Below are 20,550 nucleotides of genomic sequence, written 5' to 3'. Positions count from 1 at the left end.
ACACGGTCATACGGCTTCGGGCAGCTCGGCCTCGAAGCTCATCTGCGCACGGTCCAGGGCACTGTCCGGATCGCAGCCGTGGGCCCGGAGCCAGTGGAGGAGGTCCGCGATCACGTCGATGGCGGCCTCCTCCGCCTGGGCCACGCTCAGCGGACCCTGCGGGGCCCCTTCGGTCCGGGAGGCGAGCCCCGCCAGGCCCAGCAATGCCTCGGCCCTGGCGACTTGTGGTCCTTCGACGTGGTCGATCGACGATCGCAGCCCGGTGGCAAGCTCGCACCAGGTGACCTTGGAATCACCTCTGAGGACGACGCCCCACCGCTCGGCCACACCCTCCACGAGCATCAGGCCCCGTCCCCGCTCGTGCCCCTCCGCCACCGGGCCGGGAGTGGGCAGCGCCCGGATCTCCGGGTCGCCGACTTCGAGGCGAAGCCGGCTGCCGCTCATCGAGACGGCCAGACGAGTCGGCGTCCCCACGCCGACGTGTCGCATGACGTTCGTCACGAGCTCCGTCGCGCAGAGCTGGGCGTCCCGCACGGTGTCCGCCAGGCCCCACAGGGCAAGGTGCGACCTGATCACTCGTCTGAGACCGGCGAGCTCCTTGGGCTCCGCCGGAAACGAGACGTCCCAGGCTCGGCGAACCACACCGAAGCGGCAGCCACCCACGCCGATCACCACTCTCGCCACACGCGTGGTCACCTATCGCAACCACTCTGCGGAGAAGACTGACACTGAAACTCTCATTTTGGAACTCTCATCTTCGAGCTTCGGGAGCATGCCCATCACCACACGCCCCCGGCGTACGCCGCCTTGCTCGGAGAAGACATCGCCGTGCACCCTCTGAAGGATCAACGTGAGGAATCACCGTCATGGCAGTCGGACCCACCACCCGTAGGCGCCAACTCGGCGCCGATCTACGCCGCCTCCGTGAGCGCACAGGCCTCACGTTGGAGGAGGCAGGCGCCCTGGTCGGCATCTCGAAGGCGACCTTGAGTCGCTACGAGCGGAAGGAAGGCGGGGTCAAGTGGCCCGCGGTGGACGCGCTCTGCCGCGAGTACGGGGCCACGGACGCCGAACGCGCCGCACTCGTCGCCCTGGCCAAGGGAGCCCGGATCCAGGGCTGGTGGCGCTCCCTCGCCGACCCCGTCCCCGAGTCGATGAACCTCATGCTGACGCTGGAGGACGAATCGGTCAGCGAGGACCACTACGCCTGCATGTACGTGCCGGGCCTGTTGCAGACCCGCGCCTACGCCGAAGCCGTACATCGCGCCTCGGAGATGCGGTGCTCGGAACAGGAGATCGAGCACATGGTGGACATCCGCATGAAGCGCCAGGAACTCCTGGAGCGAGCGCAGCCACCCCACCTCTGGGCCGTGATCGACGAGGCGGTCGTCCGACGGGCCGTGGGAGGCCGCCAGGTCATGCGTGACCAGCTGAGCCACCTCCTCGACCAGGCGGACCGGCCGCACGTCACCGTGCAGGTGCTCCCCTTCGCAGCGGGCGCCCACGCGGCCGCGGTCGGGAGCTTCGTCATCCTCGGCGGCCCGGCCCCCGAACTCGACGTGGTCTACGTCGACATCATCGGTGGCGGACTTTTCATGGAGAAGCCCGCAGAACTGGCACGTTATAAGTTGGCGTTCGAGTACCTGCGTGCGCAGGCCCTGGACATCGAGCGGTCTGCCGCGCTCCTGAGACAAGTGAGCAGGGAGCTTTGATGGATCACGGGATCGGCCACTGGTTCAAGTCCTCGTACAGCGGGGGCAGCGGCACGGAGTGCGTGGAAGTCGCCGATCTGGCCGCAGCTGTGGGCGTACGCGACTCGACAAGGCCGCACGGCCCGCACATATCCGTCGGCCGTGCAGCCTGGGCCGGCTTTGTTGCATCGGTGGAGGATCACGGGTAACGACCTCGTGCACGCCAAGGATCCGAGAACGTGGTGGATTCCCGTGCGGGAGAGCGTCATTCCCTACCGTCGACGCAGCCGTGAGAGCCGCTGAAATGCGGCGGGCTGATTACCTCGGAGGTAATTGAGCCCTCCGAGGAGGCCGCCTACCTTCAGCACTGTTCGGCGGCCCCGCGGCGGGGCCGCCTTCGTATTCGGGCAACTCCCCGGTGCACGAGAGGAAGACGACCATGGCTTCGACGCAGTACGACGGGGTTACCTCACACGCGAGAGCGACGGGATCCGACGGCTTCGCGAGGATGGCGCTCAAGCTGGACGCGGTCGCCACCGGACTCAACGGCATCGCGTACCTGGCACTCGCCACGGTCCTCGACTCTCTCTTCGGTGTCACGACGGCAGTCCAGTACCCGGTCGGGGCGTTCCTGCTTCTCTACGCGCTGGGAGTGCTCGCCATCGGGACGCGAAAGGAGATCAACCGCACGGGCCTGACGGCGGTCATCGTGGCGAACGCGCTGTGGGTTGCGCTCAGCCTGGTGGTGCTGATCTCCGGCGTGCTGTCTCCGACCGGCGTCGGCGCGGTCTGGATCGTGCTGCAGAGCCTGACGGTCGGCGGCTTCGCGGCTCTCCAGTACGTCGGGCTCAAGCGGCTGTGAGCTCGCACGCCGGTCTGGGTGGCGGAGAAGCTCGTCGGCCAGGTGATCGAGGAGGACGGCTTCCGGCGAGTCATCCTTCCCGGTGACCTCGGAGGACATCGGCTTTCGCAGCACGTACGGGACGTCAGACAGGCCCTTGTCGATCACCTGGCCGGTCTCGACGTCGACGCCTTCGCTCAGGCCCTCCACCGAGCCGCCGTCTCGGAGAAGGAGTACACCACCTGAACCCAGATCCGGGCAGGACAGGAGGTGGCCGGGGGCACGAAGAGCCTTCCACGTACGTTCGGTGACGCGGGCTGCACGCCGGTCCGGATCCCGGCGACGACTTTTCAAGACTGTACGAGAAGGTCAGCGATCGGAAACTGATCTCCCCGGCCACTCGTCCTGTGAGGCAAGGCCAAGGGACGGGAAGACATGACGGAGCGGGCAGACGGTGGTGTGACGGCGAGGGCGGCGAAGCGGCGGCGCCCGGTCGTCGGTGAGGGGCGACGAGGGGTGGTGGTTGCCGGGGTCGCCGTCGGTCTGGCCGGGGTGGTGGGGCTTCATGGGGTGATCCCCAACTCGCCTGGGCGGGTGGGGAGTCTCGTCGAGTCGTTTCTGCCGTGGAGCGGGGTCGTTCTCGTCCTGTTGTTCGTCGTCGCCCTCGTGCGGCGGTCCGGGGTCGGCCTGGTGGCTCTGCTACTGCCGGTGGGTGTGTGGGTGCAGGGCTTTGGGGAGTTGCTCCTGCCCGCGCCCGGCGTTGGCGCGCGGCAGCTGGTCGTCGTGCAGCACAACGTCAGTGATGAGAACCCCGATCCGGCCGGGACCGCCCGGGCGCTTCTCGCGGCCGGGGGTGATCTCGTGGCGTTGGAGGAGTTGGTGGGGCCCGCGTTGGGCGTGTACGAGGACGTCCTCGGGGACGACTATCCGCATCATGTCGTCCATGGCACCGTCGGGCTCTGGTCCAAGTACCCGATCATGGAAGAGCAGTTGGTGGACATCCGACCTCGTGCGTTCGAGGCGGGGTGGAGTCGCGGGCTGCGGGCAGTCGTGCGGACGCCGTACGGGGACGTCGCCGCGTACGTCGCCCACCTGCCCTCCGTACGGGTCGGGGTTCGCGGGCTCGCCTCCTCGCCTCGGGATGAGAGCGCCCGGATACTGGGGGATATCGTCCGGGGCGAGAAGGTCCGCGCCGTGATCCTCATGGGGGATCTGAACAGCACCGTCGACGATCGCGGGCTGCGTCCCTTGACCTCGCAGTTGAACGTGGCCGAGCGCGGGTTCGCCTTCAGCTATCCCGCCGCTCTTCCGGTGGCCCGCATCGATCAGGTCCTGGCCCGTTCGGCCGGCGTCAGCCATATCCGTACGCTGCCCGCCACCGGCAGCGACCACCTGCCCGTCGCTGCCCGTGTCACCCTGGACCCGCTCCCGCCCTCAGGCCGGCTTGCCCCGTAGCGCGTCGGCCTTCGCCACCGCCACGACGCGTTGGCGCCAGGTCATGTCCGCCGGGAAGTCGTACGTGTCCGTGTCGACCATCCAGCTCGCGTACGCCGTCGCCCGGCGGCACTCCGCGCACTCCGTCTCGTCGCCCAGCGGCCGGAAGAGGTGCTCCTCCGCGTCCGTACCCGTACCCGTACCCGTGCACACGATCAGGGCTCGGACCGGCGGGGGCGGCGGCTCCGGGGGCGCTGCGGGGGCGGCGGGCACCGGGCACTTGTGGGTCAGGCGGTGACCCAGGAAGCCGAACGCCGAGCGCACGCCCTCCTTCGGGGGCTCGGCCAGGAGGGCGTGCCGCAGGTCCGACTCCGTCACGCCGCGCTCCAGCCACCTGGCCGCCTTTCCCGCCAGGGCGCGCGCCTCGCCCACCCCCAGCAGCAGCTCTCGGCGGGAGTGGCGCAGGGAGAGCAATACCCGCTCCGCCCGGGCCAGGCTCCTGGGGGTGGGAGTCGCTTCCGGATCCGGGCCGCCGTCCGATTCCGGAGCTGGAGCTGGAGCCGGAGCCGGAGCCGGAGCGGCCTCCGGTTCCGGGGTCGGCTTCCGCTTCGGCTTCGGTTCGGAGGGTGGGTTGGGGGGAGAGTTCTCCTCATCGTGTTCTTCCTCGGGTTCATAGCCACCGACCGGCCAAGTAGTCGGTTCACCGACCGTCGGGGACTGCGCACTCGGAGGCCGGGGGCAGGGCGGCTGTTCGGGGCGCTCCAACTGCCCAGCCTCCGGCGACAGCTTGGCGCGTACCGACCCGGCCTCGTCCCGCGTCAGCGGCGTACTGCTGAGGAGTTGTTCCGTCATCCAGCGGCCGCCGTCGCCCTGGGACCGCCACTCGTGGAGGTAGCCGTGCTCGGTCAGCTGCTTCTTGGCCTGCTGGTACGAGCGGCCCTTCATGTCGAGCTTCCGGGCCAGTTCGCCGAGCGGGTGGTCGGTGGCGGAATCCGGGAGGCCCTGGACGTACAGGAGGAGGATCTTGGCGTCGCTGTTCATCCGGCGCGAGCGTACGACGGTGTGCGGAGCCTTGGTCCAGCCCGAAGGGGGCGCGATAGCATGACGCAGCATTTCTGGTGGGTCCGTTCCACTGGGGGTGTAAGGCCCTCGGTGGGTGTTGTCGCACCTCCGGGGGCCGCCCTCTGCACGCGGGTGCGCACTTAGGGTGATGACGTTGTCACGCTATCCCGACCTAACCCTCCGCCACCACGCGCACATGCGTTCGGCGCGTACCTCTGCGCCTACCCCTGTGTCGTGCCGCTCGCGCTTGAGGTTGTCGCTGCGTCAACCCCTAGGGTCGCGGCCACGGCCCGGACAGTCGGGGCGACTGGGGGGGAATGGAGGGAGACAATGCCTTGAGTGAGAACCGGACCGTGAAGATCAACAGGTCGGAGAATCTCTTCGTGGGGGTCGAGGAGGCCTGCCGTGAAGCCAAGGCGGCCATGACCGCCGAGGACCAGGAGTGGTGGCAGCACGAGATGACCGCCCGGATGATCCGCTTCGCGGGATACATGACGGCCGGCATGCCGGTGGACGCCCCCGAGGTCCAGGCCGAGCTGGACATCCACTACGCGAGCATCTGCCGGTTCTGGACCCCGAACGCCGTCGCCTACAAGGGACTTGGGCAGAGCTACCTCGAAGACCCCCGCTTCCGGCTCACCTGCGACCGGATCGCGGACGGGCTGGCGGCCTGCCAGCGGGACGCGATGGCCGTCTACGCCGACGCCTGGTTGAGGTGAGCCGGGAGCGCGTAGTTCTTCAGCTTCCCGAAGTCGGGGGTGCGCGGCCCGCCGTCGTCGCTCGCCAACGCCTGGCCGGTTCTGGCCTCGGCCGTGCCGACCGGGCCGCTTCCGCATTCTTGCCCCAGGTGTCGTACCCGTACCTACGAGCCGGTGAAACGGCGAAGAGCGGGCAGGAGGGTCTGTCGTGAGTACTTCAGCGATATCAACGACCACGCCGATATACGACCTTCTCGTCCAGGAGCGCGGGGACGCCCTGGCCGAGGCCCGTACCGCCGCCCACCGGACCCATGACGAGGCACGGCAGGTGCTGGACTGGAGCAGCGTGCGGATCGCCGCTGCTCAGCGAGAGGAGCGGGCGTTCTCCGCGTTCGGGCGCTCCGGTGACGACGACGGGCGGGTACGGGCGCTGCCGATGTAGGGCCGCCGCCGAGCGTGTACGGACGCGCTGTGGGGGCCGCTCCGCGTGGGAACGGCCCCTTGGGGTGGGCCTGATCAGGGGCTCGACCTGATCAGCTGTAGACGCCGAACTCGTGCAGCGAGTAGCCCCAGCCCGTGCCCCGTGCCGTCAGCTGGAGCCGTACGTGGCGGGCCGTTTCGGTCAGGGCGATGGTGTCCACGTCACCGTTGCCGGTCGTCGTGGTGTGGACCGTACGCCAGGACGTGCCGTCGTCCGAGACCTGGACCTCGTACGACTTGGCGTACGCCGGGTCCCACACCAGCTGGAGGTTGCGGACGGGCAGGCGTGCGCCCAGGTCGACCGCTATCCACTGCGGGTCGCTCCAGTCGCTGGCCCAGCGGGTGTCGAGCCGGCCGTCCGTGGCGCGCTCCGGCGGGCAGGGGCAGTCGCCGTACGAGGCCTGCGAGCTGGACGCCGTGGTGCGCTTGCCGAGGGCCACGTTGGTGCCGGTCATCGGCGGGGCGACGACCTTGACGGACTTCGTCTCGATGCCCGCGTTGCCCTTACCGTCCTCCGACTGGATGTAGACCTTCCACACACCGAGCTTCTCGGGCGCGGTGACCGCGAACGTGCCGTTGCCCGTCGACCTGAACTGCGCCGGGATCAGCCCCTTGTCGCCGTTGGCGTAGTTGCCGCTGAGGAAGATCTTGTTTGTCACCGGGTCGTTTTCGGGGTCGCGGATGTCCGCCCGGACCGTGAACTCCCGGCCCGCCGGGGCCGATCCGGCCGGTGTCACCGTCATGTTGCTGATGACCGGCGGCAGGTTGTCACCGGCGTTGGAGCCCGTGAACGCCTTCTTCACCGAGTAGTACGACAGCCGCTTCAGGCCGCTGGGGAGCAGGTTGAACCACACCCCGCCGAAGTCGTGCTCCAGGCCGTAGTGGAAGAGGGTCGCGCCCAGCGCCACGCCCCGGTGGCCGATGGTGCAGTCCCAGGCCTTGGTGTAGCCGTCGCGCTTCTGTACGTCGGTGGGCTCGTCGGGTACGCCGTTGGCATCGTCCGGCACCTCCCACTCACCCGCCGGGCCGGTCTCCGTGATGATGTAGGGCTTGGTGTAGCCGCCCTCCACCCAGTCCTGGCGGACGCCGCAGATGTCGCCGTACGCGTTCATCGAGTACAGGTCCAGGTCCGGGGCGTTGCGCTTGTAGTACGGCCAGGCGCCCGTCCACGCGTCGGTCGAGGTCACCGGATGGTCCGCGTCGATGGCGTGGATCCTCTTGGCGGCATCGTTGACGAAGCTCGTGTACGCGTTGCGCTGGGCCTCCAACTCGGCGCCGCTGTAGCAGTTCTGGAGGCCGAGGACCGACTCGTTGCCGACGTTCCACATGAGGGTCGCGGGGTGGTTCTTGTACGTCTCGACCCACTTGGCGATCTCGGTGAGCATCGTCGACTTGTACGCGGCGTCGGTGACGTAGTTGACGCAGCCGCCGCTGCCGGGGCCGCCGCCGGGCTGGAGCCAGAAGCCGTTCATGACGCGCAGGCCGTTCGCGGCCGCCGCATCGAGGAGCGGCTTGGTGCTGGCGTCCGTGCCCCAGGTGCGGACGGTGTTGACGCCCATCGACTTCAGGTCGGGCATGTAGCGCGGGGCGTCCGCCATGGACGGGCCCCAGGTCAGGCCCTTGACGGTGTATGGCTGGCCGCCGACGGTGAGCTGCCACGCGCCCTGGCTGCCGGTGACCTTGACGGCGCCGCCGGCCGGGGGCGGGGTGTCGCCCTGGGTGCCGTACACCTGGAACTCCCAGAGGGAGTAGCCGTAACCGCCGGGGCGGGCGGTGCCGAGCATCCGGACATAGCGGCCGGAGCCGGTGAGGGCGAGGTCGTCGGTGCCGCCGTCGCCGTCGGTGACCCGGCGGATCGTGGTCCAGTCGGTGCCGTTGTCGCTGACCTGGATCTCGTACGCCTTGCCGTACGCGCCCTCCCAGGTGAGGACGGCCCGGCTCAGGTCGGACCGCTTGCCCAGGTCGATCCGGATCCACTGCGGGTCGGACCACTGGCTGGCCCAGCGGGTGCCGGTCAGATCGCCGTCGACGGCCTGTGCGGCGGAGAGGCCGTCGCCCTCCTGCGAGGAGGCGGTGGCGGGCTTGCCCTGCGAGATCAGGGGGTCGGCGGCCCGTGCCTCGGTGGGCGCGGCGATGACGGTGAGGGAGGAGGCGAGCAGGGCGGCGAGGGTCAGGGTGAGCGCGGGTCTGCGGAGGGAGGGTCTGCGGAGGGAGGCCAGGGCGGGTCTGCGGAGGTGGGGCAGGGCAGGCATTGCGGCTCCTGAAGGGGGTGAGAGCGGTGGAGGGTGATGAGAGGGGTGGGCTGGTGCGGGAACGCGGACGGCCGCCGTCGGGGAGGACGGCGGCCGTCCGTGGGAGAGAGAGCCGGGAGGAGTGAGCGGGGAGCTGCCCCCGGGCCGGGGTCAGGCCCGGCCCGGGGTGTCCTCCTGGGCCGACTCCCCGGCCCGGCCCGGGGAGTCCTCCCCCGCGGGTCAGTGGTTCACCGCGGGTCAGTGGTTCACCGCAGGTCAGTGGTTCACCGCGGGGGACGGATCAGGGGAAGGAGACCAGGGTGGACGGCACGGTGGAGGTGCCGGCCGGGACCGTGGAGGCTCCGGTGTTGTTGATGACGTGGTTGTAGTGGCCCATTCCGCCGAGCGACACCACCAGCAGGCTGTGGAACTTCACGCCCGGCTTCACCGGGGCCTTGAAGCCGTGGTCCTGGCGGATGGTGGGATCGACGTTGTAGTTGCAGTAGCTGCCCATCCCCCAGCCCTCGTGGACGTCGACCGAGTCGTCGACCCGGTAGGCGGCGAAGCCCTTCGTGTCGCCGTTCTGGATGGCGGCCTGGTTGGGTGCGTCGTACGCCTTCTCGTTCTGGTAGAAGATCGTCCGGCCGCGCTCGCCGTACCACTCGACGTCGTACTTGTTGAAGTGCTCCACGAAGAGGCCGGTGGCGAGCACGTCGTCGCCGTAGACCCGGACCCCGTAGTCGGCCCGGTTGGTCTCCCAGCCGACGCCCTCACCGTGGTCCGCGCGCCACACCCACGTGTGGTCGATGATCACGTCGTCGCTGTTGACGACGATGGAGGTGGTGGCCTTGCCCGCGCCCGCGCCGCCGATGCGGACGTAGACGTCCTGGATGGAGGTGGGGTTGGCGGAGTGGTCGGCCGAGGAGTTCTGCGGGCCGAGCTCCAGCAGCGTCGGGGAGTTGACCGTACCGGCGTCGATCAGGAAGCCGGCGAGCTTGACGCCGTCGACGTCGGCGACCTTCATCGCGGTCACGCCGTTGTCCGGGATGATCGTCGCGAGGCCGAGGCCGAGGACGACCGTGTCCGCGCGGTTCACGTTGATGGTCTGGTCGACGTGGTAAATGCCGGGCGTGAAGAGGAGGTTGAGGCCCTGGGCCAGCGCCTGGTTGATCGTGGCGGCGGTGGCGCCGGGCTTGACGACGTAGAACTGGTTCAGGTCGATCGACGTGCCCTGCGGAGTGCCGTTCCAGGAGACGCCGCGCGCGTCGGTGCGCTTGGCCGGGACGAAGACCTTGTACGTGTTGCCGTCCAGGTAGAGGAACGGCTTCTCGCGCGAGATCGGCGTGGTCTGGAGCGTGGTGTAGCGGGGCTCCGGGAACGAGGTGGCGGGTGCGCCCTCGACGCCCGAGAAGGTCTGGTTCCAGACGGAGTTGGACCAGCCGCCGATCGAGCTCTCGCGGGTGTACCACTGCTGCTGCGAGTAGTTGCCGACCTGACCGTCGATCTTGGAGTCGGCGATGTAGCCGCCGCTGGCCCAACCGTAGCCGTTCGGGGCCAGGTTGAGGCCGCCCTTGACGTGCATGCGGCGGAAGGAGGCGGCCTGCGAGACGGCCCAGCGGTTGGTGCCGCTGACCGGGTTGATGGCCAGGTTCTCGGCCGAACGCCAGAAGTTCTGCGTCGCGTTGCCGTTGAACCAGCCGGCGTCGACGGTCACGTCACCGTTGATGGTGGTGTCGTCGGGCTTGAGGCCGAGGCCGGAGATCGAGGTGTAGAAGCCGATCTCGGCGTTGAGGTTGTTGTAGGTGCCGGGCTTGAAGAGGAACTGGTGCCGCCCGTTGCCGAAGTGCGACGCCTCCTGCTGGTCGAACACCTCGTCCAGCTTGGCCTGGATGTTGGGCGTGGAGGGGTCGAAGACGTGCACGTTCGGGCCGAGGTCGCCGCCGCCGGGCAGCTGCGGGCCGCCGGTGCCGCCGGACTCGCCGTACACCTTGAACTCCCAGAGGGAGAAGCCGTATCCGGTGCCGCGCGCGGTGCCGTACACCCGGACGTAGCGGGCCTCACCGCTGATGTCCAGGGTGTCCCTGCCACCGTCGCCGGTGCTGGTCTGGTAGGCGGTCGACCAGGTGGAGCCGTTGGTCGAGAGCTCGATGCGGTAGCCCTTGCCGTACGCCGTCTCCCAGTCCAGGACCACCTGGCTGAGCCGCGTGGTCGCGCCGAGGTCGACGCGGATCCACTGCGGGTCCGAAGCGGCGCTGGACCAACGGGTGTTGGCGTTGCCGTCGACGGCCGCGGTGGCCGGGGTGCCGTAGTTCTCCTCGCTGGACGCGGTGACCGGCTTGCCCTGGGAGAGCAGTACGGGTGCGGCCTCGGCCTTCGTGGCGGGGACGAAGGCGAGAAGAGTGGCGGCCAGAGCGGTGGCCATCGCGGCGACGATGCCGCGGGTCACCGGTCTCGGTCTGGGGGTACGGCGGCCGGTGCCGTGGGACACCGGGACCGCTGGGGATATGCCGACTGCGGGCATGCGGGTGCTCCTCGAAATGGAACTACGATGGGAGAGCGCTCTCCCGGAACCTTGCCCGCCGCATCGGTCACGGTCAAGAATCCTGACACGACTTTTCTTTCGGCTTGGATTAAGTCGATCCCGCTGTGCGGGAGCTGACGTTCGGTCAGGCGCGGCATGGGTGGGACGGCCGGCCGCGCCGCGAGGGGGGCCTTCATGAGGGACACCGGCCGGTCGGGGCACGGTCGGCAGGCCCGCCGATTGACCCACGTTTCTCCCGTACAAATGCACCCCACCCCGGGTCGCTTCCGCGCCTACGGTCCTTGCATGACCACGTTCCAGGTACCTCAGCGCATGAACTTCTCCGCCGTCTCCCCCAAGGTGTTCAAGGCCGTCCTCGCCCTCGACGCCGCCGCCCGCGAAGGGCTCGACCCTGTCCTGCTGGAGCTGGTGCAGATCCGCGCCTCGCAGGTCAACCGCTGTGCGTACTGCATCGATTACCACGTCTCCGACGCCCGCAAGGCCGGGGAGTCGGAGGAGCGGATCCACCAGCTGGCCGCGTGGAAGGAGTCGAGTCTGTTCACCGGGAAGGAGCGGGCCGCGCTGGCTCTGACCGAGGCCGTCACCCTCCTGCCCGAGGGGGTGTCGGACGCGGTGTACGAGGAGGCCGCGTTCCATTTCGAGGAGAAGGAGCTCGCTCAGCTCATCGCGCTCATCTTCACCACCAACGCGTGGAACCGGATGAACGTCACCACGCGCAAGACGCCCGGTACCCCGTGACCACCGTCGAGACCGGGGCGACCACGGCCGCCCCCGGCCCCTCCCCCGTCAAGGGCTGGCTCGCCGTCATGGCGGTGACCCTGGGCATCTTCTCCCTGATGACCTCCGAGCTGCTGCCCGTGGGCCTGCTCACCCCGGTCGGTACCGCCCTCGACGTCTCCGAGGGCACCGCGGGGCTCATGGTGACGGTGCCCGGCCTGGTCGCCGCCGTCTCCGCGCCCGTGGTCACCGTGGCCACCGGGCGCATCGACCGCCGCATCGTCCTGGTGGTCCTGATCGGCCTGATGGGCGCGGCCAATCTGGCCTCCGCCTTCGCCACCAGCTTCACCGTCGTGCTCGTCGCGCGGTTCCTGATCGGGGTCAGTGTCGGCGGCTTCTGGTCCATCGCCGGCGGCATCGCCCTGCGGCTGGTGCCGGCCAGGCATGTCGCCCGGGCCACCGCCGTCATCTTCGGCGGGGTGGAGACCGCGTCCGTCCTGGGCGTGCCCACCGGAACGTTCCTCGGCGATCTCAGCGGCTGGCGTACGGCGTTCGGCGCCGTGGGCGTCCTCGGCCTCGTCTCCCTGGCCTGCATGCTCTTCCTCATGCCGAAGATCCCGGCCGGGCAGTCCCTCACGTTCTCGGCCTTGCCGAAGGTCTTCGTACGCAACGCGGGTGTCCGGATCGGGATCGCCCTCACCTTCCTGGTCATCACCGGCCACTTCCTGGCCTACACGTTCGTCCGGCCGGTCCTCCAGGGCGACGGGGTCGGCGACCGCTCGATCGGCGTGCTGCTGCTGACGTTCGGAATCGCGGGCATCTGCGGCAACTTCATCGCCGGAGCCCTGGTCGCCCGGCGGCTCCGGCACTGCGTCACGGGGATCTCCGTGGTCCTCACCTCGGGCATGGTCCTGCTCGCGGTCGTCGACACCGGTGTCCTCTCCGCGGGCGCCCTGCTCGTGCTGTGGGGGCTCGGTTACGGCGCCGTGCCGGTCACCTTCCAGACCTGGATCCTCGACGCGGCACCGGACGCCACCGAAGCGGCCACCTCGCTGTACGTCTCCGCCTTCAACCTGTCCATCGCGCTCGGGGCCCTCTTCGGCGGGTTCGCCGTCGACGGCATCGGCACCACGAGCGTGCTGTGGATCGGCGCCGGACTGACGCTCCTGGCGCTCGTCGTGGTGGGCGGTGCCCGCCGCGCCGGGGCGGGGGCCTGACGCGCCGGGGCGGGGGCCTGACGCACCGGGGCGGGGGCCTGACGCACCGGGGCGGGGGCCTGACGCGCCAGGGCGGGGGCCTGACGCGCCAGGGCCGGCCGAGTGGTCGGCCGCTCCCTGTCCCTCATGTCGCCGATACGCGGTCTACGTAACCCGGTTGCGGACTGCAAAGGGGTGTTGCGTAGGGTGGCCGCACGATCATTGCATCCAGGGGGGCGATCCGGATGGTCGAGCGTTGCAATTGCCATGTTCAGACACGCGGTGGACATCGTCCTCGCGCAGCTGCCTCGCGCACGCGCTGAGTCGTGAGCCGCCCCGGGTGCCTTTGCACCTCGGGCCCGAGAGCCCCCGCACACCGCACCGGGCGTGATGATCCTGCTGAACACGACCTCAAGGAGAGCTGATGAGAATGGCGCGCAGCCTGACCGCTATCGCCGCGACGGCGGCACTGGTCGCGGGGGTTACGGTCGTCGGCACCGGCACCGCGTCCGCTGCCAGCTACAAGTGCACGACCTCGAAGAAGTCCATCGACCACCCCGGCAGCACGATCAACGACAACTTCAACTTCACGGTCAAGACCTGCGCCAAGCGCGAAGGGGGCTACATCTACACCAAGGCGTACGTGTCCGTCGACGGCCCCTGGAACTACGCCGGCCAGTCCGCCGTCAACGACGCACGCGCACTGATCCAGGTCAAGCGCTCCGTTTCCGGGACCGACCCCGTGTCCAAGTACGCGTACGGGACCGGCCTGGGCTCCAAGCTGAACAACCTCGACACCTACGGCAACACGAGCTACACGAGCCCGACCGTGAAGCACAAGCCTGCCGCCGGTAGCCGCTACCTCGGCGACAGCGTCATGCAGATCGACTGGAGGAACGACGGCAAGGGGCGCATCAGCTACAACTTCTCCGCCTCGCCCACTGTCTGACGCTCACGCGCGATCGGTGCCCCGTTCTGAAGAGAGCGGGGCACCGATCGCGTCCTGGCTGCTTGATGAACGTTCCAGGGCATCGGCGCTTGAGGAAGATCTGAGCTTTCTCCGGCCTTCCGTAACGATCGAATATCATCACCGAATACACACACTCCATGCATCAGGTCCACATTGACTGCGATGCGATCACTTTGAGTGAGAGTCTTGCAGTCGTAAAAGCCTCAAATGATTTTTGACTTATGGTCAATCTCCTAGCGGAGAGTGATCTTTCGAGCCGCACGGCGCTCATCTTCGAGCTCCCCCTCTTCCGGCAGGCGGTGTGAGGATGCACGGGCCGCAAGACGAATGATCTTGCAGGCCAGGAGGCATTCACATGAACCGTCGTACGGGGGGCCGGGCGAGACCCGGGGCCCTGCCGATATCCCTTGCGCTGCGCCGAGTCGCGTCCGGCAGAGACAGGACTCTGTCGCGCGTGGCCATCGGGATGGCCACGCTCATGGCACTGGAGGCCGCGGTGGTCGTCGCGGCCACCGGCCAGGCCGTGGCGCTGCCTCAGGAGAAGGCTCCGGCCGCACCCCAGAAGTCCGTCAACTATGCCAAATCCGCCAAGGATCTGGCCTCCGCCCAGGTCGCGGCCCGACTGTCCGGCCACCGCGTCGAGGCGCTCTCCGAGCGCACCGAGAACACGTCGACCTTCGCCAACGCCGACGGCAGCACCACCGTCGAAGCCGCCAGCGGTCCGATCCGCTTCCAGGACGAGTCGGGCGCCTGGCAGTCCATCGACGTGGACCTCGTCCGCTCCAGCCAGGGGGTGCACGCCAAGTCGCACCCGCTGGACCTGAAGCTGGCCGACCGCACGCCCACCGCCAAGGCCGCCAAGATCAAGGCGGCCGGCGCTCCCGGCGCACGGAAGACGCCGTCCACCCCGCTGGTCTCGATCGGCGAGGACGACAAGCAGATCACCATCGGGTGGCGCGGCGCGCTGCCCGCGCCCACGATCGAGGGCACGACCGCACGCTACGTCGACGCGCTCACCCGCACCGACCTGATCGTCGAGTCGACCCGTACCGGCTTCGAGCAGTACCTGGAGCTCAAGGACCGCAGCGCCATCGCGGCCAACGGCTCGGTCACGCTCACCCTGGACGCCAAGGGCGTCAAGGCCCGTGCCAACGACGACCGTTCGATCACCTTCCTGGATGCCCGCACGGGCAAGCAGGTGGGCGTCCTGCCCGCGCCCATCATGTGGGACGCCGCCGTCGACCCGAAGTCCGGCGATCACAAGAACATCGCCGACGTGGGTCTGAAGGTCACGCAGAACGGCGACGAGATCGACCTGACGCTGACTCCGGACGCCGCGTTCCTGGCCGACCCGGAGACGAAGTTCCCGGTCACCATCGACCCGGCCGTCAGTATCGGCGTCGGCTTCGACACCTTCGTCCAGCAGGGCTTCACGACGGACGTGTCGGCGCAGACCGAGCTGAAGCTCGGCAACAACGGCTCGGGCCAGATCGCGCGCTCCTTCCTCAGCTTCCCCATGGCGAAGATGACGGGCAAGCAGATCCTCGACGCCAAACTGAACCTGTGGAACCACCACTCGTGGTCCTGCACGGCCAAGGGCTGGGAGGTCTGGGACACCAGCTCCCCGTCCACCGCCACCCGCTGGACCAACCAGCCGAGCTGGAACAAGAAGTGGGCGTCCACCACGTCGACCAAGGGCTTCTCGTCCGCCTGCAACGACGGCTGGGTGAGCCAGAACATCACCTCGCTCGCCGGCGCCTGGGCCGCCAACGGCAACGGCACCAACTCCCTCGGCATCCGGGCCACCGACGAGTCCGACCCGTACGGCTGGAAGCGGTTCAACTCCGGCAACGCCGCGTCGAACACGCCGTACCTGTCGGTCACGTACAACACCAAGCCCGGCCTCGCGTCCCCGGTCTCACCGCTGACCGGCGCATCGACCAGTAACACCAAGCCGACCCTGACGGGCAAGGCCAGCGACGCCGACGGCAACACCGTCCGGCTCTCGTACGAGATCTGGACGCCGAACGGCACCGCGGCCCTGCAGACCGGCACCTCCGCATACGTCTCCTCGGGTGCCAACGCCCCCTGGACGCCGACCACCGCCCTGGCACCGGGCCAGTACAAGTGGCGTGCCGCCACCTACGACGGCTCGGCGTGGAACGGCAGCTGGTCGGCCTGGCAGACCTTCACGGTGGACACCACCGCCCCGGCCACGTCGAAGATCACCTCGACGGACTTCCCGGCGGGCCAGTGGTCCGGCACCCCGGACGGCAACGGCAACTTCACCGGCGGCTTCACCTTCACCCCGCCCTCCAGCGACGTGAAGGACATCCAGTACTCGCTGGACGGCGGCGCCTGGACCACGGTCGCCACCACCACGGCCGTCACCCGCTCGCTGACCTTCGGCGCCGGCGAGCACACCCTGAAGGTGCGCACCCGTGACGCGGCGGGCAACACCTCCGCCGAGACCGCCTACACCTTCTCCGCGGGTGGCGGCGCCGCACTCCTCGCCCCGGGCGAGGGCGAGCGCCCGGCCCGCCGCGTGGACCTGTCCGCCGAGGGCAGGGAGAACCACACCGGCGTCGTCTACCAGTACCGCCGTGGTGAGACGGACACCTGGAAGGACGTCCCCGCCGCGGACGTCCGCAAGGCGTCCGACGGCTCCGCCCTCTCCGGCTGGCCGGCCTCCGCACCTGCGGGCAAGCCGGTCCGCCTCACCTGGAACATCACCGACACCTTCGCCGCGGACGGCGCGATCGACGTGCGGTCCGGCTTCACCAGTGGCTCGGGATACACCTACTCCCCGCACCACACGATCACCGTCGACCGCGTCGCCGGTGACGCGCCGCTGACCTCCGTCGGCCCGGGCACGCTCAACCAGCTGACCGGTGACTTCACCCTCACCGAGACCGACGCCTCCGCGTTCGACATGTCGGTGACGCGTTCCGCCTCCTCCCGCCGCCCCGGAGCGGGCGCGCTGCAGGACGGCCAGGCCCCGATCTTCGGCAAGGAGTGGACCTCCGGCACCATCGCCGAACTGACCGAGACCCGGTGGTCCTACGTCAAGAAGACCTCGGCCACCTCGGTCGCCGTCGTCGACAACACGGGCGAGGAGACCGGCTTCACCGCCACCTCCGGCAACGGCTGGAAGCCCGAACCGGGCTCCGAGGAGCTGCAGCTCACCGGCTCCCTGACCGGCTCGTTCACGCTGAAGGAGGACGACGGCGCCACCGTCACCTTCGCCAAGGCCGACGCGGCCGGCCTGAACTGGCCGATGACCAGCGCCACCAAGGGCGGCCTGGAGCACGCCACCACCACGGTCGTCTCCGAAGCCGTGACGGTGGACGGCAAGAAGCTGGCCCGCCCCAAGCGGATCATCGCGCCCACGTCCGCTGTCTCCGCGCAGACCTGCACCACGACACCCGCCACCAAGGGCTGCCGCGCCCTGGAGTTCGTGTACGCGACCTCCACCACGGCCACCGGCCACTCGACCGGCGCCGACTTCGGCGACTTCACCGGCCAGGTCAAGGAGATCCGTCTCTGGTCCACCTGGGGCGGGGCCGCGGAAGCCACCTCCCAGGCGATCGCGACGTACCGCTACGACGCGAGCGGCAAGCTGCGCCAGGCGTGGAACCCGCACCTGAACCAGGGCATGCAGACCCAGTACTCGTACGACTCCGCGGGCCGCATCACGTGGTACCACGCGCAGTCCGAGATCCCCTGGGACTTCACCTACGGCAAGGCGGGCAACGCCGCCACCGCCGGTGAGGGCATGCTGCTGAAGGCCACCCGCAAGGGCATCAAGCAGGGCACGGCCGATGTCGAGGAAGGCACCGCCTCCACCAGCGTCGTCTACGACGTGCCGCTGAGCGGCACCACCGCCCCGTACAAGATGGGTGCGGCGGACGTGAAGGCCTGGGGCCAGACCGGCGCCCCGACCGACGCCACCGCCGTCTTCCCCGCGGACGCGGTCCCGGCCGGCCACGCCGGTTCGGCGCTTTCCGCGGCGGCCTACGAGCGCGCCCGGATCACGTACACCGACGCGTCGGGCCGCGAGGTCAACTCCGCCGAGCCCGGCGGGCACATCTCCGCCACGGAGTACGACCACCTCGGCAACATCGTCCGCGATCTGACCGCGAACAACCGCGCTCTGGCTCTGGGCGTCACCGACGCCGACAAGGCCCTGCTGGCCGACCTCGGCATCAACGGACTGGCCACCGCCGACCGCGCGGAGCTGCTCTCCAGCCGGTCGGTCTTCGACGCCAAGGGCGGTCGCGAGCTCCAGGAGCTCGGCCCGCTGCACCGCATCTCGCTGGCCGAGGACCTGAAGTCGGGCAGCACCACCGTGGCGACCAAGGGCACCTCCGTCGTCGCCCGCGGCTGGACGGTCAACGAGTACGACGCGGGGCGTCCGACCAACGGCACCGCGACCATCGAGAACCAGGTCACCAAGGCCACCAAGGGCGCCCAGCTGCTGGTGGCCCCGACGCTGCACGCCGACGCGCGGGAGACGCAGACGGTCTACGACTGGGTCAAGGGCCTGTCCACCAAGACGATCCAGGACCCGTCCGGACTGGCGATCACCAGCTCGGCCGAGACCGACGCGCAGGGCCGCGTCACCAAGTCGGTCCGTCCCGGTTCCAACGGTTCCGACGCGGCCACCTTCGTGACCAGGTACTGGTCCGCCACCGGCACCGGTGCGTGCGCAGGCCGCCCGGAGTGGGCCGACCTGCCGTGCTACAGCGGCCCGGCGGCCGCCACCACCGGCGGCGGCAGCAACCCCGCCGAACTGCCCGGCCGTACGGTCGAGTACAACTGGTGGGGTGAGATCTTCAAGATCTCCGAGACCGCCAACGGCGTGACCCGCACCACCCTCACCGAGTTCGACAACGCCGGCCGCCCGACCTCGGTGAAGACCACCGGCGGCGTGGGCGCGGCGGTTCCGGACCGTACCTTCGAGTACGACCCGCACACCGGCAACGTGACGAAGACCAGCTCGCCGACCGGCGGCACCATCACCCAGCAGTACGACAAGCTCGGCAGGCTCATCTCGTACACGGACGCCGACGGTGGCACCACCACGTTCGCGTACGACCTGCTGAACCGTCCGGTCAAGGCCTCCGACTCCGCGCCGTCGACGGTGACGTACGCCTACGACCACGACGCCGAGCCGCGCGGCCTGGTCACCAGCACCACCGACTCGGTCGCCGGCACCTTCTCCACCACCTACGACGCCGACGCGGGCGTGGCCTCCGAGAAGCTTCCCGGTGGCTACACGGTGAAGGTCCGCGAGGACTCCACCGGCTCCGGCCTGGAGCGGGTCTACACGCGCGACAGCGACGGCATGGTGGTCTACTCCGACATCGTGAACCGGTCGGCGCACGGGCAGGCACTCAGCGCCTCCGGCTGGTCCGCACAGGACTACTCCTACGACCGTGCCGGACGCCTGACCCGGGTGAACGACACCGTCGGCGATGTCTGCACGACCCGTTCGTACACCTTCGACAAGCGCAGCAACCGCACCGGGCTGACCACGGCCGAGGGCGCCGCCGACGCCGACTGCCCGACCAGCGGTGGCACCGGCAAGACGTACACGTACGACACCGGCGACCGTCTGATCGAGGCCGGCTACACCTACGACGCCTTCGGCCGCACCACCGCCCTGCCGGGCAGCACGCTCGGCTACTTCGCCAACGACCTGGTGCAGCGTCAGACGACGGGCGCCAACCGCCAGACGTGGACCCTCGACGCCACCCACCGCTTCCGCGGCTGGACGACCGAGACCCAGATCGACGGCGCGTGGACGCAGGAGCAGCAGAAGCTCAACCACTACGACGGACAGAGCGACAACCCGCGCTGGATCGTGGAGGACGTGGCCACCGGCGCGCTGACCCGTAACGTCGAATCGGCCAGCGGCCTGCTCGCGGCCACCACCGCGGCCCAGGGCGGCGTCGTCCTCCAGCTGACCAACATCCACGGTGACGTCGCCCTCCAGCTCCCGCTGGACCCGGAGGACGCCCCGCAGGTGCTGGACAGCGACGAGTACGGAAACGCCCGCGACGGCCAGCCCTCGGCCCGCTACGGCTGGCTCGGCGGCAACCAGCGCTCCAGCGAGACCCTGACCGGTCTGACCCTGATGGGCCAGCGGGTCTACAACCCGACCACGGGCCGGTTCCTGTCCGTCGACCCGGTCCCGGCCGGATCGCCGAACTACTACGGCTACCCCGCCGACCCCATCACCATGGTGGACCTCGACGGCCGTGGCTGGAGCAAGGTCTGGTCGTACTACCTGCGTGACTCCCAGGCCAAGAAGCTGGCCAAGGCGCTCAAGGGCGGTGGCAGCGTCGCCAAGACCCTCGGCAAGTTCGTCGGCTTCATCCCGCACCCCGTGGGCAAGGCCCTCGGACTCGCGCTCCAGGCAGTGGGCATGGGGGCGAAGACGCTGGGGAAGGTCATCGACGCCGCGCGCAAGGCTCCGGGCTGGGGCGTGGCCATCAGGTTCGGTATCTGGAAGGGGAAGAAGTGGGGCATCACGTACTGGACCCCGCTGATCACCGTCCACCCGTCCCACGGCAACCGCTGAGGCAGCTTCCGTGAACGGGACCGCACGCGCGTCGGACTGACCGACAGCCCGGCGTGACCGACACCCAACCCCCGGGCCGGCCGACATCCCTCGGCCGGCCCG

15 protein-coding genes are annotated in these 20,550 nt (G+C 69.4%); 11 read left to right on the top strand and 4 right to left on the bottom strand.

Annotated elements, in window-relative coordinates; all coding sequences use genetic code 11:
• Positions 1–6: 6 nt before the first annotated feature.
• On the bottom strand, positions 7–696 hold the full coding sequence (locus tag R2B67_RS23480; protein WP_317820800.1) for an ATP-binding protein: 690 nt from the start codon (positions 694–696) through the stop codon (positions 7–9).
• Positions 697–866: 170 nt separating this feature from the next.
• Here R2B67_RS23480 and R2B67_RS23475 point away from each other — a divergent pair, with 170 nt between their 5' ends.
• From R2B67_RS23475 to R2B67_RS23455, 5 genes are all read left to right on the top strand, one after another.
• Complete coding sequence (locus R2B67_RS23475) at positions 867–1,712, top strand: helix-turn-helix domain-containing protein (RefSeq protein ID WP_317820798.1); 846 nt, start codon at positions 867–869, stop codon at positions 1,710–1,712.
• Positions 1,712–1,900, top strand: a complete 189-nt coding sequence (locus tag R2B67_RS23470) for a DUF397 domain-containing protein (RefSeq protein WP_317820796.1) — start codon at positions 1,712–1,714, stop codon at positions 1,898–1,900. The genes R2B67_RS23475 and R2B67_RS23470 overlap by 1 nt, the downstream gene beginning before the upstream one ends.
• A 230-nt stretch (positions 1,901–2,130) precedes the next feature.
• The gene (locus tag R2B67_RS23465; RefSeq protein ID WP_109977907.1) at positions 2,131–2,553 is read left to right on the top strand and encodes a hypothetical protein; all 423 of its coding nucleotides are present in this window, start codon (positions 2,131–2,133) and stop codon (positions 2,551–2,553) included.
• Between the two features lie 18 nt (positions 2,554–2,571).
• On the top strand, positions 2,572–2,778 hold the full coding sequence (locus tag R2B67_RS23460) for a hypothetical protein (protein WP_317820793.1): 207 nt from the start codon (positions 2,572–2,574) through the stop codon (positions 2,776–2,778).
• A 189-nt stretch (positions 2,779–2,967) separates the two neighbouring features.
• Positions 2,968–3,987 carry an endonuclease/exonuclease/phosphatase family protein gene (locus tag R2B67_RS23455; protein ID WP_317820791.1) on the top strand — a complete coding sequence of 340 codons (1,020 nt, stop codon included), beginning with the start codon at positions 2,968–2,970 and terminating at the stop codon, positions 3,985–3,987.
• Here the strand turns inward: R2B67_RS23455 and R2B67_RS23450 are convergent.
• Positions 3,967–5,007 carry a hypothetical protein gene (locus R2B67_RS23450; protein WP_317820789.1) on the bottom strand — a complete coding sequence of 347 codons (1,041 nt, stop codon included), beginning with the start codon at positions 5,005–5,007 and terminating at the stop codon, positions 3,967–3,969. The genes R2B67_RS23455 and R2B67_RS23450 overlap by 21 nt on opposite strands.
• A gap of 356 nt (positions 5,008–5,363) precedes the next feature.
• On the opposite strand from R2B67_RS23450, the gene R2B67_RS23445 reads away from it, so the two are divergent.
• Together R2B67_RS23445 and R2B67_RS23440 are read left to right on the top strand one after the other, a co-directional pair.
• Positions 5,364–5,747: a TipAS antibiotic-recognition domain-containing protein gene (locus tag R2B67_RS23445; RefSeq protein WP_317820787.1), complete on the top strand. Its 384-nt coding sequence runs from the start codon at positions 5,364–5,366 to the stop codon at positions 5,745–5,747.
• 187 nt (positions 5,748–5,934) lie between these two features.
• Positions 5,935–6,168: a hypothetical protein gene (locus R2B67_RS23440; protein ID WP_237326097.1), complete on the top strand. Its 234-nt coding sequence runs from the start codon at positions 5,935–5,937 to the stop codon at positions 6,166–6,168.
• A gap of 91 nt (positions 6,169–6,259) precedes the next feature.
• On the opposite strand, the gene R2B67_RS23435 is transcribed toward R2B67_RS23440, so the two are convergent.
• Positions 6,260–8,458 carry a discoidin domain-containing protein gene (locus R2B67_RS23435; RefSeq protein ID WP_317820785.1) on the bottom strand — a complete coding sequence of 733 codons (2,199 nt, stop codon included), beginning with the start codon at positions 8,456–8,458 and terminating at the stop codon, positions 6,260–6,262.
• 280 nt (positions 8,459–8,738) lie between these two features.
• Positions 8,739–10,958 (bottom strand): pectate lyase-like domain-containing protein, encoded by a 2,220-nt coding sequence (locus tag R2B67_RS23430; protein ID WP_381073985.1) that lies wholly within the window; start codon positions 10,956–10,958, stop codon positions 8,739–8,741.
• Between the two features lie 306 nt (positions 10,959–11,264).
• Here R2B67_RS23430 and R2B67_RS23425 point away from each other — a divergent pair, with 306 nt between their 5' ends.
• The 4 genes from R2B67_RS23425 to R2B67_RS23410 all read left to right on the top strand — a co-directional run bounded on the left by R2B67_RS23425 (position 11,265) and on the right by R2B67_RS23410 (position 20,448).
• A complete protein-coding gene (locus tag R2B67_RS23425; protein ID WP_317820784.1) occupies positions 11,265–11,717 on the top strand; it encodes a carboxymuconolactone decarboxylase family protein in 453 nt (150 codons plus the stop codon).
• A complete protein-coding gene (locus R2B67_RS23420; protein WP_317820782.1) occupies positions 11,714–12,913 on the top strand; it encodes an MFS transporter in 1,200 nt (399 codons plus the stop codon). The genes R2B67_RS23425 and R2B67_RS23420 overlap by 4 nt, the downstream gene beginning before the upstream one ends.
• Positions 12,914–13,322: 409 nt before the next feature.
• Positions 13,323–13,841 (top strand): hypothetical protein, encoded by a 519-nt coding sequence (locus R2B67_RS23415; protein ID WP_018512413.1) that lies wholly within the window; start codon positions 13,323–13,325, stop codon positions 13,839–13,841.
• Between the two features lie 475 nt (positions 13,842–14,316).
• Positions 14,317–20,448 (top strand): DNRLRE domain-containing protein, encoded by a 6,132-nt coding sequence (locus tag R2B67_RS23410; RefSeq protein ID WP_317820781.1) that lies wholly within the window; start codon positions 14,317–14,319, stop codon positions 20,446–20,448.
• The last annotated feature ends 102 nt before the right edge of the window (positions 20,449–20,550 follow it).

Origin of the sequence: Streptomyces cyaneofuscatus (assembly GCF_033109485.1) — a bacterium.
Classification (GTDB): domain Bacteria; phylum Actinomycetota; class Actinomycetes; order Streptomycetales; family Streptomycetaceae; genus Streptomyces; species Streptomyces cyaneofuscatus.
The sequence above is the reverse complement of the archived record's forward strand: the minus strand, read 5'-3'. Positions and strand labels throughout refer to the sequence as shown.